This is a genomic window from Klenkia soli, assembly GCF_900103975.1.
Classification (GTDB): domain Bacteria; phylum Actinomycetota; class Actinomycetes; order Mycobacteriales; family Geodermatophilaceae; genus Klenkia; species Klenkia soli.
Window position 1 is genome coordinate 42,394 of the sequence record NZ_FNIR01000004.1, and the last position, 13,673, is coordinate 56,066.

Annotated in this window: 10 protein-coding genes; 6 read left to right on the plus strand and 4 right to left on the minus strand. The window is 76.6% G+C overall.

The features are described 5' to 3' along the window. Window positions 1-49 precede the first annotated feature (49 nt). Entirely contained in the window at window positions 50-3,013 is a 2,964-nt protein-coding gene (gene secA / locus BLS67_RS07000) for a preprotein translocase subunit SecA (protein ID WP_091242169.1), read from the plus strand. A gap of 19 nt (window positions 3,014-3,032) precedes the next feature. Here secA and BLS67_RS07005 read toward each other — a convergent pair whose 3' ends face one another. Together BLS67_RS07005 and BLS67_RS23705 are read right to left on the minus strand one after the other, a co-directional pair. Further along, the gene (locus BLS67_RS07005) at window positions 3,033-3,569 is read right to left on the minus strand and encodes an Rv3235 family protein (RefSeq protein ID WP_242653875.1); all 537 of its coding nucleotides are present in this window, start codon (window positions 3,567-3,569) and stop codon (window positions 3,033-3,035) included. 31 nt (window positions 3,570-3,600) lie between these two features. Beyond that, a complete protein-coding gene (locus BLS67_RS23705) occupies window positions 3,601-4,314 on the minus strand; it encodes a LysM peptidoglycan-binding domain-containing protein (RefSeq protein WP_091242172.1) in 714 nt (237 codons plus the stop codon). 93 nt (window positions 4,315-4,407) lie between these two features. Here BLS67_RS23705 and BLS67_RS07015 point away from each other — a divergent pair, with 93 nt between their 5' ends. Continuing rightward, on the plus strand, window positions 4,408-4,977 hold the full coding sequence (locus BLS67_RS07015; RefSeq protein ID WP_091242175.1) for a hypothetical protein: 570 nt from the start codon (window positions 4,408-4,410) through the stop codon (window positions 4,975-4,977). A 6-nt stretch (window positions 4,978-4,983) separates the two neighbouring features. On the opposite strand, the gene BLS67_RS07020 is transcribed toward BLS67_RS07015, so the two are convergent. Next, window positions 4,984-5,232 (minus strand): helix-turn-helix domain-containing protein, encoded by a 249-nt coding sequence (locus BLS67_RS07020; protein ID WP_242653876.1) that lies wholly within the window; start codon window positions 5,230-5,232, stop codon window positions 4,984-4,986. Between the two features lie 184 nt (window positions 5,233-5,416). On the opposite strand from BLS67_RS07020, the gene BLS67_RS07025 reads away from it, so the two are divergent. Genes BLS67_RS07025 through BLS67_RS07040 form a run of 4 tightly spaced genes read left to right on the plus strand, consistent with a single transcriptional unit; the run spans window position 5,417 to window position 9,454 of the window. Then, window positions 5,417-6,190, plus strand: a complete 774-nt coding sequence (locus BLS67_RS07025) for an SAF domain-containing protein (protein WP_242653877.1) — start codon at window positions 5,417-5,419, stop codon at window positions 6,188-6,190. Next, window positions 6,190-7,476 (plus strand): CpaE/TadZ family protein, encoded by a 1,287-nt coding sequence (locus tag BLS67_RS07030; protein ID WP_091242180.1) that lies wholly within the window; start codon window positions 6,190-6,192, stop codon window positions 7,474-7,476. The genes BLS67_RS07025 and BLS67_RS07030 overlap by 1 nt, the downstream gene beginning before the upstream one ends. 40 nt (window positions 7,477-7,516) lie before the next feature. Next, window positions 7,517-8,923 (plus strand): WS/DGAT/MGAT family O-acyltransferase, encoded by a 1,407-nt coding sequence (locus BLS67_RS07035; protein ID WP_091242184.1) that lies wholly within the window; start codon window positions 7,517-7,519, stop codon window positions 8,921-8,923. 24 nt (window positions 8,924-8,947) lie between these two features. Next, entirely contained in the window at window positions 8,948-9,454 is a 507-nt protein-coding gene (locus BLS67_RS07040; protein WP_091243019.1) for a DUF6912 family protein, read from the plus strand. Window positions 9,455-9,487: 33 nt separating this feature from the next. Here the strand turns inward: BLS67_RS07040 and BLS67_RS07045 are convergent, their stop codons facing one another. Continuing rightward, a complete protein-coding gene (locus BLS67_RS07045; RefSeq protein ID WP_091242187.1) occupies window positions 9,488-13,534 on the minus strand; it encodes an FtsK/SpoIIIE domain-containing protein in 4,047 nt (1,348 codons plus the stop codon). Between the last annotated feature and the right edge of the window lie 139 nt (window positions 13,535-13,673).

Here is a 13,673-nt window from a genome sequence, read left to right on the forward strand (position 1 = left end):
GGTGCGTCACCCACCCGAGCAGGTGGCGGGGCCGCACTACTCTGGTGCCGTGGTGTTCTCCAAGATCCTGCGCGCGGGCGAAGGCAAGCTCGTCCGGCGGCTGTCCAAGATCGCCGACGCGGTCGAGTCCCTCGAGCCCGACGTCGTCGACCTGACCGACGCCGAGCTGCAGGCCAAGACCGACGAGTTCAAGGCGCGGTACGCCGACGGCGAGTCGCTGGACTCCATGCTCCCCGAGGCGTTCGCGGTGGTCCGCGAGGGTGCCGGGCGCACGCTGGGCCAGCGGCACTACCGCGTGCAGCTCATGGGCGGGGCGGCGCTGCACCTGGGCAACATCGCCGAGATGCGCACCGGTGAGGGCAAGACCCTGACCGGCGTGCTGCCGGCCTACCTCAACGCGCTCACCGGTGACGGCGTGCACGTGGTCACCACCAACGACTACCTCGCCAAGCGCGACGCCGAGTGGATGGGCCGGGTGCACCGCTTCCTCGGCCTCTCGGTCGGCACGATCCTGTCGGGCGAGAAGCCGGCCCAGCGACGCGAGCAGTACGCCCACGACATCACCCACGGCACGAACAACGAGTTCGGGTTCGACTACCTCCGCGACAACATGGCCTGGACCCAGGGCGACCTGGTGCAGCGCGGCCACCACTACGCGATCGTCGACGAGGTCGACTCGATCCTCATCGACGAGGCCCGCACCCCGCTGATCATCAGCGGTCCGGCCGAGCAGTCGGCCAAGTGGTACGGCGAGTTCGCCCGGATCGCCCCGCTGCTCAAGCGCGACCGGCACTACGAGGTCGAGGAGTCCAAGCGCACCGTCGCCATCACCGAGGAGGGCGTCGAGTTCGTCGAGGACCAGCTCGGCATCGACAACCTCTACGAGGCGGTCAACACCCCGCTCATCGGCTACCTGAACAACGCGCTCAAGGCCAAGGAGCTCTTCCACAAGGACCACGAGTACATCGTCACCAACGGCGAGGTGCTCATCGTCGACGAGTTCACCGGTCGCGTGCTGGCCGGGCGCCGCTACAACGAGGGCATGCACCAGGCCATCGAGGCCAAGGAGAAGGTGGCGATCAAGGACGAGAACCAGACCCTCGCCACGATCACCCTGCAGAACTACTTCCGGCTCTACGAGAAGCTGGCCGGGATGACCGGCACCGCCCAGACCGAGGCGGCCGAGCTGAACCAGACCTACAAGGTCGGCGTCGTGCCGATCCCGACGAACCGGCCGATGGTCCGCGAGGACCGCTCCGACGTCATCTACAAGACCGAGAAGGCCAAGTTCGACGCCGTCGTCGACGACATCGCCGAGCGGGTCGACGCCGGGCAGCCGGTCCTGGTCGGCACCGCCAGCGTCGAGAAGTCCGAGATGGTGTCCAAGGTGCTGCTCAAGCGGGGCATCCCGCACGAGGTGCTCAACGCCAAGAACCACGCCCGCGAGGCCGCGATCGTGGCCCAGGCCGGGCGGCTCGCGGCGGTCACCGTGGCCACCAACATGGCCGGCCGCGGCACCGACATCCAGCTCGGCGGCAACCCCGAGGTCATCGCCGACGACGAGCTGCGCGCCCGCGGCCTGACGCCCACGGAGACCCCCGAGGAGTACGAGGCCGCCTGGGACGACGCCCTGGCGCAGGCCAAGGCTCAGGTCGCCAAGGAGCACGAGGAGGTCGTCGAGGCCGGCGGTCTCTACGTGCTGGGCACCGAGCGGCACGAGAGCCGCCGCATCGACAACCAGCTGCGCGGCCGCTCCGGCCGGCAGGGCGACCCGGGGGAGTCCCGGTTCTACCTGTCGCTGGGCGACGACCTCATGCGCCGGTTCAACGGCCCGATGCTCGAGTCGATGATGACCACCCTGCGGGTCCCCGAGGACCAGCCGATCGAGTCCAAGATGGTCAGCCGGGCCATCCGCTCGGCGCAGACCCAGGTCGAGCAGCAGAACTTCGAGACCCGCAAGGACGTCCTCAAGTACGACGAGGTCCTCAACCGGCAGCGCACCGTCATCTACGACGAGCGGCGCAAGGTGCTCGACGGCGAGGACCTCCACGAGCAGGTCGAGTCGATGCTCGACGACGTCGTCGGTGCCTACGTCGACGGCGCCACCGAGGCCGGCTACGCCGAGGACTGGGACCTCGACCAGCTCTGGACCGGTCTCAAGGCGCTGTACCCGGTCGGGGTCACCGTCGAGGAGTTCCTCGCCGAGCACTCCGAGGGCGACCAGTCCGGGCTCACCGCCGACGTGCTCAAGCGCGAGCTCCTGGCCGACGTCCAGGCGCAGTACGAGGTGCGCGAGGAGACCCTGGGCGGCGACGTCACCCGGGAGCTCGAGCGCCGGGTGCTGCTGAGCGTGCTGGACCGCAAGTGGCGCGAGCACCTCTACGAGATGGACTACCTGCGGGCCGGCATCCACCTGCGCGCGATGGCCAACCGCGACCCGGTCGTGGAGTACCAGCGCGAGGGCTACGACATGTTCAACGCGATGCTCGACGGCATCAAGGAGGAGTCGGTCGGCTTCCTGTTCAACCTGGAGGTCAAGACCAAGGAGCAGCAGGAGGCCGAGGCCAAGGCGAAGCAGGACACCGCCGAGGCCGAGGCGCTGGCGCGCGCCGTCGCCGGCAACGAGCGGGTGCTGGCCCGCCAGGCCTCCGCGGCCGCCGCGGCCGCCTGGAAGGGGCCCTCGCCGGCCGCCGCGGTGGACACCGGCGCCCCGGCCGGCACGGCCCGCCGCACCTCGGCTCCGTCGGCTCCGACGGCCCCGTCGGAGGACACGCCGACGCGCACCGGCACCGGCCCCGAGTTGGCGGTGAAGGGCCTCGACGAGCCGAAGCCGGCTGCACAGCTCAGCTACTCGGCCCCCACCCTCGACGGCGCGGAGGAGCCGACGCGGGGTGGACGGGTCGGTGCTGCGAAGTCGGCCACGGTGACCGGGAGCAAGGCTCCGGCCCGGAACGCCCCGTGCCCGTGCGGGTCGGGCAAGAAGTACAAGCAGTGCCACGGGACCGCCGGCTGACCCGACGGATCCGCTGCCCTCACCCGACCTGGAGAGCGGTGCACCGCCAGGCGCCGTCGACCGCCTCCAGGCGAACGGCCACGGCGTGCGCGCGCCCGTTGCGCCGGGCCACCACGCACACCTCGGCGACCCCGGCCACCGGTTCGGCGACGCGCACCGTGCCCACCACCAGGGGGCCGGTGCCGTCGACGCACCAGGCCGGGCGCCGTCCGCGGCTGACGGCCGTGAACACCGGCAGCGTGTAGGCGCCCCGGAGCTGGGCGAAGGACCGCCGGCCGCTGAACGCCTCGAGGGTCATCGTGACCAGCCGGTGCGCGACCGGAGCCGGGTCGGGCAGCGACCGCGACGGAGCCGCCGGCGCGGGGCGGGGCGCACCCGGTCGCGGACCGGGTAGCTGCCGTGGTCGCGGGGAGGGCACCCCCGGTCGGAGCAGGCGGACGACCGGCTCGGGGTCCAGCGCCGGCCCCGGCGTGGGGACCAGCCACAGGCGCACCGGCCCCGGCCGGGCGGGACCTGCGGGGTGGGCGGGGGCGGGCATCGGTGCGGGCGTGCTCATCGCGGGGCTCCTCGGCGGTGTGGGTACGGGGTCAGGGGGCGGGCGGGAACTGCAGGACCTGCCCGGGCAGCAGCAGGTCGGGATCGGGGCCGATCGCGGCGGCGTTGGCGCGCCACCAGGCCTGCACCGCGTCCGCGATCTGCGCGTCGGTGGCCGGGCCCCGCAGGGCGAGCCAGGCCGCCGCGACGTCCCAGAGGCACTCGCCGCGGAGGACCACGTGCTCCTCCGGTGCCGCGACGGGCCAGTCGGGGACCGGGGCCGGGGTGCCGACGTCGGACCACGCGGTCGAGGGGGCCGGGGTGCCGACGTCGGACCACGCCGCGGTCGGGGGGACGACGGCCGGTGCGCCGTGCGCCGCCGTGCTGACCACGGCGCCGACCGCGCCGGGCGGGACGACGACGAGGGCGGGTGCGGCCACCAGGGAGACCCCGACGGCCAGCGCGGCCGCCCGGCGCAGTCCGGCCGGCAGGACCACGGTGAGCAGCGTGCGGGCGATGCCTGCCCCGACCCCGCCGCCGGCGGCGGCGACGGTGAGCAGCAACCCGACGGTGCCCCAGACCCAGCAGCCGGCCGCGAGCGCCCAGGCGAGCAGCAGGAGCAGGGCGTCGGGTCCCTGGGTGTCGACCATCCGCTGCGGGTCCGCGGCGGCCGCACCCAGGACGGCGGCCGTGGGAGCCGCTTCCCACAGGCCCAGCCCGACGGCCGCCATCACCGCGGTCGTCGTCGCCCAGCGTCGCACCGTCATCGATCCTCCTTCGTGGTGGACGTCATCGAACAGGATGAGTGCAAGCAAACGCAACCAAACGCATGCATCTGTGGACGGGATACGCTGCCGGACATGCGCTGGGAGCAGCTGTTCGCCGACCTGGACGCCGCGTTCGAGGCGGAGGAGGCAGCCGACGAGCGCGCTGCGGCCGGCTCCCGCGCGCGGGCCGAGACCGGTGCCGTCCGGTGGGTCGACCGGCTCCGGGGCGCGCTGGGTCACCCGGTCCGGGTGGGGTGCCGCGGCGCCGGGTCCGTGACGGGTCGGCTGCTCGACGTCGGGCCGGACTGGCTGCTGCTGGCCGACGACCGGGGGAGGGAGGTGCTGGTGGCCGCCGGCGCCGTCCGCGTGGTCGGCGGGCTCGGCGCGACCACCGCGGCCGCCGTCGAGGAGGGGGCGGTGGCGCGGTCCTGGGACCTGCGGCGGGCGGTCCGGGGGTTGGCCCGCGACCGGGCGCCGGTGCAGTGCCGGCTGGACGACGGCACGGTGCTGACCGGGACGATCGACCGGGTGGGCGCCGATTTCCTGGAGCTCGCCGAGCACCACCTCGACCAGCCCCGGCGCCGCGGAGCGGTGCGCTCGGTGCAGGTCGTGCTGCTCGACGCCGTCGCCGCCGTCGTGTCGGTGGTGCCCGGCTCGGGCTGAGCCGGGTCAGCTCGTGCCGGTGGTGCCCTCCGGGCCGGTGACCGCCTCGACCGGGGGCGGGGTGGTGCCCCGGGCCTCGGCGTACTTCTGCTGGATGAACCGCTCGAGCTCGTCGCGCTCGACCCGCCACTGCCCGCGGCCGCCGATCTGGATGGCGATGAGCTCCTTGCGCCGCACGAGGGCGTAGGCCTGCGACCACGAGACGTTCAGCGTCTCGGCGACGTCGTCGAGGGTCAGGAATCGGGGCGTTGCCATCGGGATCGGTCGTCTCCCTCCAGAGATGGACGCCAGTCTGGCACCTCCGACGCCACCCGGTCGGGTGCATCCACAGGCAGATCATCCACAACCACTGCACGTGGACGGCTCGGTACGTCATCATCTGCAGCTGTTCGCGCCTGGATGGCCGCGACGGCCACCACCAGGCACGGACGGGAGCAGGATGAGCGCCAGCACGATGCAGGGGGTCGCCGAGGACCGCGCCGCGCCGCCCGAGGGGCCGGTGCCCCGCAGGGTCCGGCCGCCGCGGTGGTTGGACCTGCGTCTGGTGCTCGGCGTCCTGCTGGTGCTCGGGTCGGTGCTCGTCGGTGCCCGGGTGGTCACCGCGGCCGACGCGACGGTCCCCGTCTGGGCCGCGGCCGGCGACCTGGCCGCCGGCACCGTGCTGCGGGCCGACGACCTCGTCGCGGTGTCGGTCCGGCTGGACGACGCCGCCGGGGGCTACCTGTCGACGTCGACGGACCCGGCCGGCCAGGTGCTGGGCCGGACCGTCCTGGCCGGGGAGCTCGTCCCGCGGTCGGCGCTGGACCCGGCGTCCGGGCAGGTGCAGCTCGCCCTCCCCGTGCAGGCCGGCTACGCCCCGCCGGGGCTGGTGCGGGGCCAGGTGGTCGACGTGTACGCGGTGGCCGACCCCGCCGCGGGGGCCACCGACGTGTCCGGCGACGTGTCGCTCGTGGTGGGCGGCGCCACCGTGCAGGCCGTGTCCGACCGGGGCGAGGGGGTGCTGTCGACCAGCTCCACCACCATCCAGGTGGTGGTCGGGGTGGCCGCCGACGAGGTCCCCGACGTGCTGGCGGCCGTCGGCGGGCGGGCGCTGGTCGTGGTCGTGCGGGACAGCGCGGACGGCGCCGGGGCCCCGGTCACCGTGCCCACCGCCGTGCCCACCGCTGGGCCCACCGCCGTGCCCACGCCCACCACGGCGGGGCCGACCGGCTGATGGCGCTGCAGGTCTTCACCGCCGTCACCGGCGCGGCCTGGGAGTCCGAGCTGGTCGGTGCCCTCGACCGGGCCGACCACGGGGTGACCGTGGTCCGCCGGTGCGTCGACGTCGCCGACCTGCTGGCCGCGGCCGGCACCGGCACCGGGCAGGCCGTGCTGCTGTCGGCGGAGCTGCGCCGCCTCGACGGCGACGCGGTCGCCCGGCTCCTCGCCGCCGGCGTCGCCGTCGTGGGGCTCGTCGAGCCGGGGGACACCGCCGCCGCCGACCGCCTGCGCCAGCTGGGCGTGGGACGGGTCCTCCCCGCCGACACCGACGCCGCCCGGATCGCCACCGCCCTCCGCGAGGCCGTGACCGGCGTCCCCGCCGGGCGCGGGTCGGTCGGTCACGACGTCGGCGACCCCCGGGCCGCCCTGCCCGCCCTGGGCGTGCCCGACGACCCCGCCGCTCGACCGGCCGGCCGCGGACGGGTCATCGCCGTGTGGGGTCCCACGGGCGCCCCCGGTCGCACCACCGTGGCCGTCGGCCTCGCCGACGAGGCAGCCCGGCTGGGCATCTCCACGCTGCTCGTGGACGCCGACGTCTACGGCGGCGTCGTCGCCCAGGCGCTCGGCCTGCTCGACGAGTCGCCCGGGCTGTCCGCCGCGGCCCGGCAGGCGACCGCCGGCGGGCTGGACGTCGCCCGGCTGGCCCGGTTGGCGTGGGCGGTGACGCCGCGGTTGCGGGTCCTCACCGGGCTGGCCCGGGCCGACCGGTGGCCCGAGCTGCGGCCGCAGGCCGTCGGGGCGGTCCTGGAGCAGGCCCGCCGGCTGTCCGCGCTGACCGTGGTCGACTGCGCCTTCTGCGTCGAGGAGGACGAGGAGCTGTCCTTCGACACCGCCGCGCCCCGGCGCAACGGGGTCACCACCACGGTGCTGGAGCAGGCCGACACCGTGCTGTGCGTGAGCGGCGCGGACCCGGTGGCGCTGCAGCGGACGGTCCGGGCGCTGGGCCAGCTCCGCGACGTGCTGCCCGCGGTCGAGCCGGGCGTCGTCGTCAACCAGGTCCGCCGCGGGCCGGTGCCGGGCGATCCGCGCCAGGAGATCGGCTCCGCGCTCGCCCGGTTCACCGGAGCCCGCGTCGTGGGGTTCCTCCCCGCGGACCGGCGGGCCACGGATGCGGCGCTGGCCGCCGGCCGCACGCTGGCCGAGGTCGCCGAGCGGTCGGTGCTGCGCACCGCCCTGCGTTCCCTCACCGCGGAGCTCACCGGGGTCCCGGTCCCCGGACGCAGCCGTCGCCGACGCTGACCGGGGTGCGTAGGTTGGGGCCCCCGACGGAGGGAGCACCGTGGTCGACCGGCTGACCTCGCTGGATGCGTCGTTCCTGTACCTCGAGGACGCCGACACCCCGATGCACGTGGCGGGGTTCCTGGTCCTCGAGTCCCCACGGGGCGGCCTGGACCACGACGACCTGGTCGAGCTGGTCAGCTCGCGCCTGGTGCTCGTGCCCCGGTTCCGGCAGAAGGTGGTCGAGGTGCCCGGGCACCTGGCCAACCCGGCCTGGATCGACGACCCCGACTTCGACGTCACCTACCACGTGCGCCGCTCGGCGCTGCCCCGGCCGGGCACCGAGGAGCAGCTGCTGGACCTCGTCGCCCGGCTGACCGCCCGGCCGCTGGACCACTCCCGTCCGCTGTGGGAGATGTACCTGGTCGAGGGGCTGGCCGGCGACCGGATCGCCGTCGTCACCAAGACCCACCCGGCCCTCGTCGACGGGCTGACCGCGATCGACATCGGCCAGGTGATCCTGGACGACGCCCCGGTGCCCGCCGACCGGCCGGCCCCGCCCGACGACTGGCGGCCGCGGCGTCCCCCGGGGCCGGTCGGCCTGGTGTGGGAGGCCGTCGAGGAGGCGGTCCAGCGGCCCACCGCGGTGCTGGACACCGTGCGCACCGCGACGGGGGACCTCCGGGCGACCGTCGGCCGGTTGGCCGGCACGGCCACCTCGGTGCTGAGCGCGCTGGCCCGCACCACGGTCCGGCCCGCGCCGACCAGCCCGCTCAACGGGTCCATCGGCCGGCAGCGCCGGGTCGCGGTCGCCCGGGCCGACCTCGACGAGCTCAAGGCGGTGCGCCGCGCCCTGGGCGGCACCGTCAACGACGTCCTCCTGGCCACGGTCACCGGGGCGTTGCGGGAGTGGCTGCTGTCCCGCGGCGAACCGGTGGTCGGGTCGACCTCGATCCGCGCGCTCGTGCCGGTGTCCGTGCGGCCCGAGGACGCCGAGGACGACGAGGGGACCGTCGTGTCCTCGTTGCTGCTGGACCTGCCGGTGGGCGAGCCGAACCCCCGGGTCCGCGTGGCCCGCATCGGGTACGCCATGCGCGGTGCGGCCCAGGGCGGCCAGTCGGTGGGGGCCGACACCCTCGTCGCGCTGTCGGGGTTCGCCCCGCCGACCCTGCACGCGCTCGGCGCCCGGGCCGCCAGCGGGCTCTCCCGCCGGTTGTTCAACCTGGTGGTCACCAACGTGCCGGGTCCGCAGGTGCCGCTGTACGCCGCGGGCGCGCGGATGCTCGAGGTGTTCCCCGTGGTGCCGCTGGCCCGGGGGCAGGGCCTGGCCATCGGGTTGACCAGCTACGACGGCACCGTCTACTTCGGGCTCAACGCCGACCGCGACTCCGTGAGCGACGTCGACGTCCTGGCCGACCTCATCGAGCAGGAGGTCGCCGACCTGGTGGACACCACCCGGGAGACCTGACCCCCGGTGGGCGACACTGGTGCGATGCGCGTGTACCTGCCGGCGACGACCACCGTCCTGCGCCGCCTCCTCGACGACGGCCGGCTCACCGGACCGCTGACGGTGTTCGCGGTGACCCCCGAGCTGCGGGGGTTCTACGACTCCGGCGACGCCGACGAGGAGGAGCTCGAGTACGCGGCCCTGCTGGCGGCGGCCCGGGCCAGCCTGCGCCTGGTGGACGTCGACCCCACCGCGGCCCGGCGGCGGGTGGTCGTCGCGGCGGACCTGCCCGACGACGCGGTGGTGCCCCTGGGCGACCCCGACACCGACCGGGGTGCCGCCCGGGCGACCACCGACGTGGCGATGGCCGACGTCGCCAGCGCGCACATCGACGTCACCGAGGCCGAGGCGGACGTCGCGAAGGCGGTCGGCGTCGTGCTGGAGGCCGACCTGGGCAGCGAGGACGCCCAGTTCGTGGTCGACCAGGCCGAGGGCCACGAGCTGGCCTGGTACGCCACGCAGGAGATCGGCCCGGCCCTCGACCTGCTGTGACGCGGGGCCCCGGGACGGGGCCGTCCCGGCGGGTCACCTGGCGACCTGCACCCGGGTGACGGCACCGGCGGTGACCAGCCAGCCCGAGCCCGGACGGGCCGGGAGGTCGGCGCGCGGGATCCGCAGCGACAGCAGCTCGGCGTCGCCCCGCGCCGGCTGCAGCAGCAGTGCCGTGCGGGTGCGGCGCAGCGCAGGTCCGGGCCCGCGGAACGTGCCCGCCACGTCGGCCGGGGTCGCCGCGGCGACCAGCACCGTCGACGCCCCCGGGGCGGTCAGGCCGGCCAGCGCGTCGAGCACCGGGTCGGGCAGATGGCCCAGGTCGTCGACCAGGACGACGGCGGGCGACCCGGCTGCCGCCGCCCACGCCGGCAGCTCGACCACCCGGTCGGGCACGACGGCGAGCACGCCGTGGGGCAGCGGGACACCGAGGCGCTCGCGGGGTCCGACCACGAACGCCGCCGGGGTCCCACCGGCCGCCAGCCGGCCGGCCAGCGCGGCCAGCGTGCTGCTGCGACCGCTCCCCGGTGGCCCGGCGACCAGCAGCCCGCCCGTGCGCACCAGGTCCAGGAGCACCGGGCTGCCGTCGTCGCCGCCGGGACCGAGGGCGACGACCCCGGGCCGGAGGGTCGGGACATCAGGTGCGGGTGGGTCCGGCGGCAGCTGCACGACCGCGATCCGCCCGGGCACGGGGTGGGCCGCCACGACCGGCAGCGCGCGCGGGAGGGCCAGCTGGACCTCGAGGGCGTCGTCGTCCAGCAGTGCCCGGCCCGGTGGCCGGTGGCCGGGGACGACCCGGGCGGGCACCCCGGCGGCGGCGTAGTCGGCGCGGTCCGCGAGGGGGAGCACCAACCGGTGCGCGGCGGCCCCGGCCCACCGGCCGCCCGGCAGCACGCGGTCGGCGGTGAGCACCGCGGTCAGGCCGACGGCCGCGCCCTCGCGCAGCAGGCGGAGCAGGGCGGCCCCGCCGGTGCCGGGGGCCAGCTCCTCCAGGGAGGACCAGACGGAGTCGACCCCGTCGACGAGCAGGAGCAGGTGGGGCGCCGGGGTGTCGCCAGCTCGCCGTCGGTCCACCTCCTCCTGCAACCGGCCGAGCAGCCGCTGCAGGCGGTGGCCGTCCCCGCGCTGCAGGTGGGTGCCGGTCAGCGGACCGCCGCGGACGGCCGCAGTGAGGGCCCCGCCGGCGTGGTCGACGGCGTGCACGTGCACGTCCGCGGGGGTCAGCCGGTGCACCGCCTCGGCCAGCAGCGTCCGCAGGGCGGTGCTGCGGCCGCTGCCCGGACCGCCGACCACCAGCCAGCCACCCCCGGCGGCGAGGTCCACCAGCAGCGGGTCCTGCCGCTGCACCGCCGGCCGGTCCACCAGCCCCCAGGCGAGCAGGCCCGGCGCCCGCGCCGGGTCGGCCCCGGGCAGCGGCTGCTCGACCCGGTCGGGCAGCACGGGCAGCCAGGGCCGCGGTGGGACGGGGAGCCCCTCGGCGTCCGCCCGGGCCCGCAGGTCGGCCACCTCGGCGGCCAGGTCCGTGCGCTCCGTGGGCTCGGCGGCCAGGTCGTCGACCGGGTCGACCGGCCACCGCCAGCGCCGGGCGGTCACCGGTGCGCGACCGGTGGGCGGTGCAGCGGTGCCCACCCGCGCCACCTGCAGGGGCACCGGCGCGCCGGCACCGACGCGGAGCAGGCCCCGGCCCGGTCGGTCGACCGGGATCCAGGCCGCGTCGGGCACGCCCAGGACGTCGCGGGAGCCGGCCTCGTCGGTGGTCCGCAGGCACAGCCGCACGGTGCAGTTGGCCCGGATCTCGGGGCTCACGACGCCCGAGGGCCGTTGGGTGGCCAGCACCAGGTGCACCCCCAGCGACCGGCCGCGCTGGGCGATGGCCACCAGACCCGGCACGAAGCCGGGCAGCTCGTCGCCGAGGGTGGCGAACTCGTCGACCACGATCACCAACCGGGGCAGCAGCACCCCCGGGTCGAGGTCGGTGAGGTCGCGCGCGCCGTGGTCGGCCAGCAGCCGCTCCCGCCGGGTCAGCTCGGCCCCCAGCGAGCGGAGCGCCCGGGCGGTCGAGGCGCCGTCGAGGTCGGTGAGGACACCGACCGTGTGCGGCAGCTGCGCGGCCTCGGCGAAGGCGGCCCCGCCCTTGTAGTCGACCAGCAGGAAGCTGCACAGGTCCGGCGGGTGGGCCGCAGCGATGCTCAGCACCGTCGTGCGCAGCAGCTCGGACTTGCCCGCCCCGGTGGTGCCGGCGACGAGGGCGTGCGGGCCGTCCGCGCACAGGTCCAGCACGACCGGCCCCGCCGGCCCGGTGCCGAGGAGGGCGGTGAGGTGGGACCGGCTCCTGGACCACCGGGTGGGGGTGGTGGCCACGAGGTCCCGCCAGCGGACCTGGCCGGGGATCCCCGCCGGTCCCCGGGGCACCGTCAGCGGCGCCAGGTCGGCCGCCACCTGACCGCCGACCTCCTCGTCGGCGAGGTCCAGGTCGAGGTCCTGGTCGGGCCGGCCGGGTCGGTGCAGGCGCGCGCGGCCGCCGGTGCCGCCGACCACGTCGAGCACCGCCCGGTCCTGGCCGTCGCGGGACGGGCCGCCGGTGGACACCACCGCGGCGCCGGCGTCGACCATCCGTGCCACCCAGGTGCGGGCCGCGGCGTCGAGCTCGCCGGCGTGCCCGGTGTCGACGACGACCAGGTGCGGGCCGGAGCCGACGGCGGTGGGGTGGGCCCCGGGCAGGACGCCGACGTGCGGCAGCCAGCGGGTCCAGCGCCAGTCGGGGAGTTCGCCGGCGGCGGCGAGCACCGTGATCGGCACGGCATCCGGCGGGTGCAGCACCGCCGTCTGGCAGACCAGCGCGCGGAGGACCCCCAGGACGGTGCCGCGGGGCCCGTGCAGGTCGAGCCACCGGCCGCGCAGGTCGACGGTGACGGGCAGGCGGTCGGCCGGTTCCGGTGTCCCCGGGGAGCCGGGCGGCCGGCGGAGGACGGCGGTGGGCCCGGGACCCGTGCCCACGCGCAGGACCAGCAGGTCGGGGTCGCCCGGGCCGCGCTCCCACAGCGGGCCCGATCGGCGCCGGGCGGCGGCGGCCAGCTGGGCCAGGTCCGGCGCCCGTCGGTCGCGCACGGCGAGCTCGTCGGCCACGGCCGCCGTGATCCGGGTGGTCACCTCGGCGAGGGCGACCCCGTGGTCCGCGGTGCGGCGCCGGTGCCCCCGCCGTCCTGACCAGCGGTCGCCGGCCCAGCTGCCCAGAGCGGCCATCGGGCTCAGCAGCGCGAGCAGGAGGAACTGGGGCGCCGCCAGCACCCAGGCCATCGTGACCCCGGCCGCGGCCGGGAGGGCGATGGCCAGCCAGGCCAGCTGTCGCCGGGGTGGCTCGGCCGGTGCGTCGGGCTCCTCGACGACCACCTCCGCGACGGCCGGGTGCACCGGACGGACGGGGGCTCTGGCCGACAACCGGCCACCGGGGGCCGCCTCGGTGACCGCCGGCGGACCGCCCGGCGCGGCCAGCCGCACGGAGCTCGAGCCGATCCGCAGCACCGCCCCCAGCGGCCAGGGCAGCGGATCGGGACCGACCGCGTGCTCACCGCCCCCGGTCGCGGCGGTGCGGGCGAGGCGGGTGCCGTTGGCCGACCCGAGGTCGCGCACGGTCACCCCGGTCGCGGTCACGGCCACCTCCACGTGCTCGCGGGAGACCTCGGTGTCGGGCAGTGCCAGCCGGGGGGACGGCGAGGCGGCGGGTCCGCGTCCCCGCCCGACCACCAGCACCCCCTGCGCCACCGCGAGGGTGCGGCCGGCACCGGGACCGGCGCAGACGTGCAGCTCGAGGGCTCCGCCGGGACCGCCGCCGCGCGGGCCGGGGCGGTCGGCACCCAGCCGGGCACCGTGCCGCAGTGCCGGGTCGCCCAGGGTTGTCCGGTCGGGGAGGGGGCGGGACCCGGCCCAGAGCTCCGCCACGGGGACCCCGGCGGTGGCCAGGGCGGCGCGGACGTCGTGCAGCGGAGCCCCGTCGGGGCCGGTGACCTCGACGTCGACGTCGCCCGACTCCGTGCGCAGCGTCCACCGGCGGGCGACCACCTCGGGCGGGGGACTGTCGGGCACAGGGGGAGGGTGCCCCGACCGACCGGCCGGCGGGGGTGCCCGGGCGGATCTGTGGACAGGTGCCCGGACTGTGGACGGCGACCGGTGCGGACGGCGCCGCCGACCTACCGTCCCCGCTCGACCGGGAGGTGCCCGGACG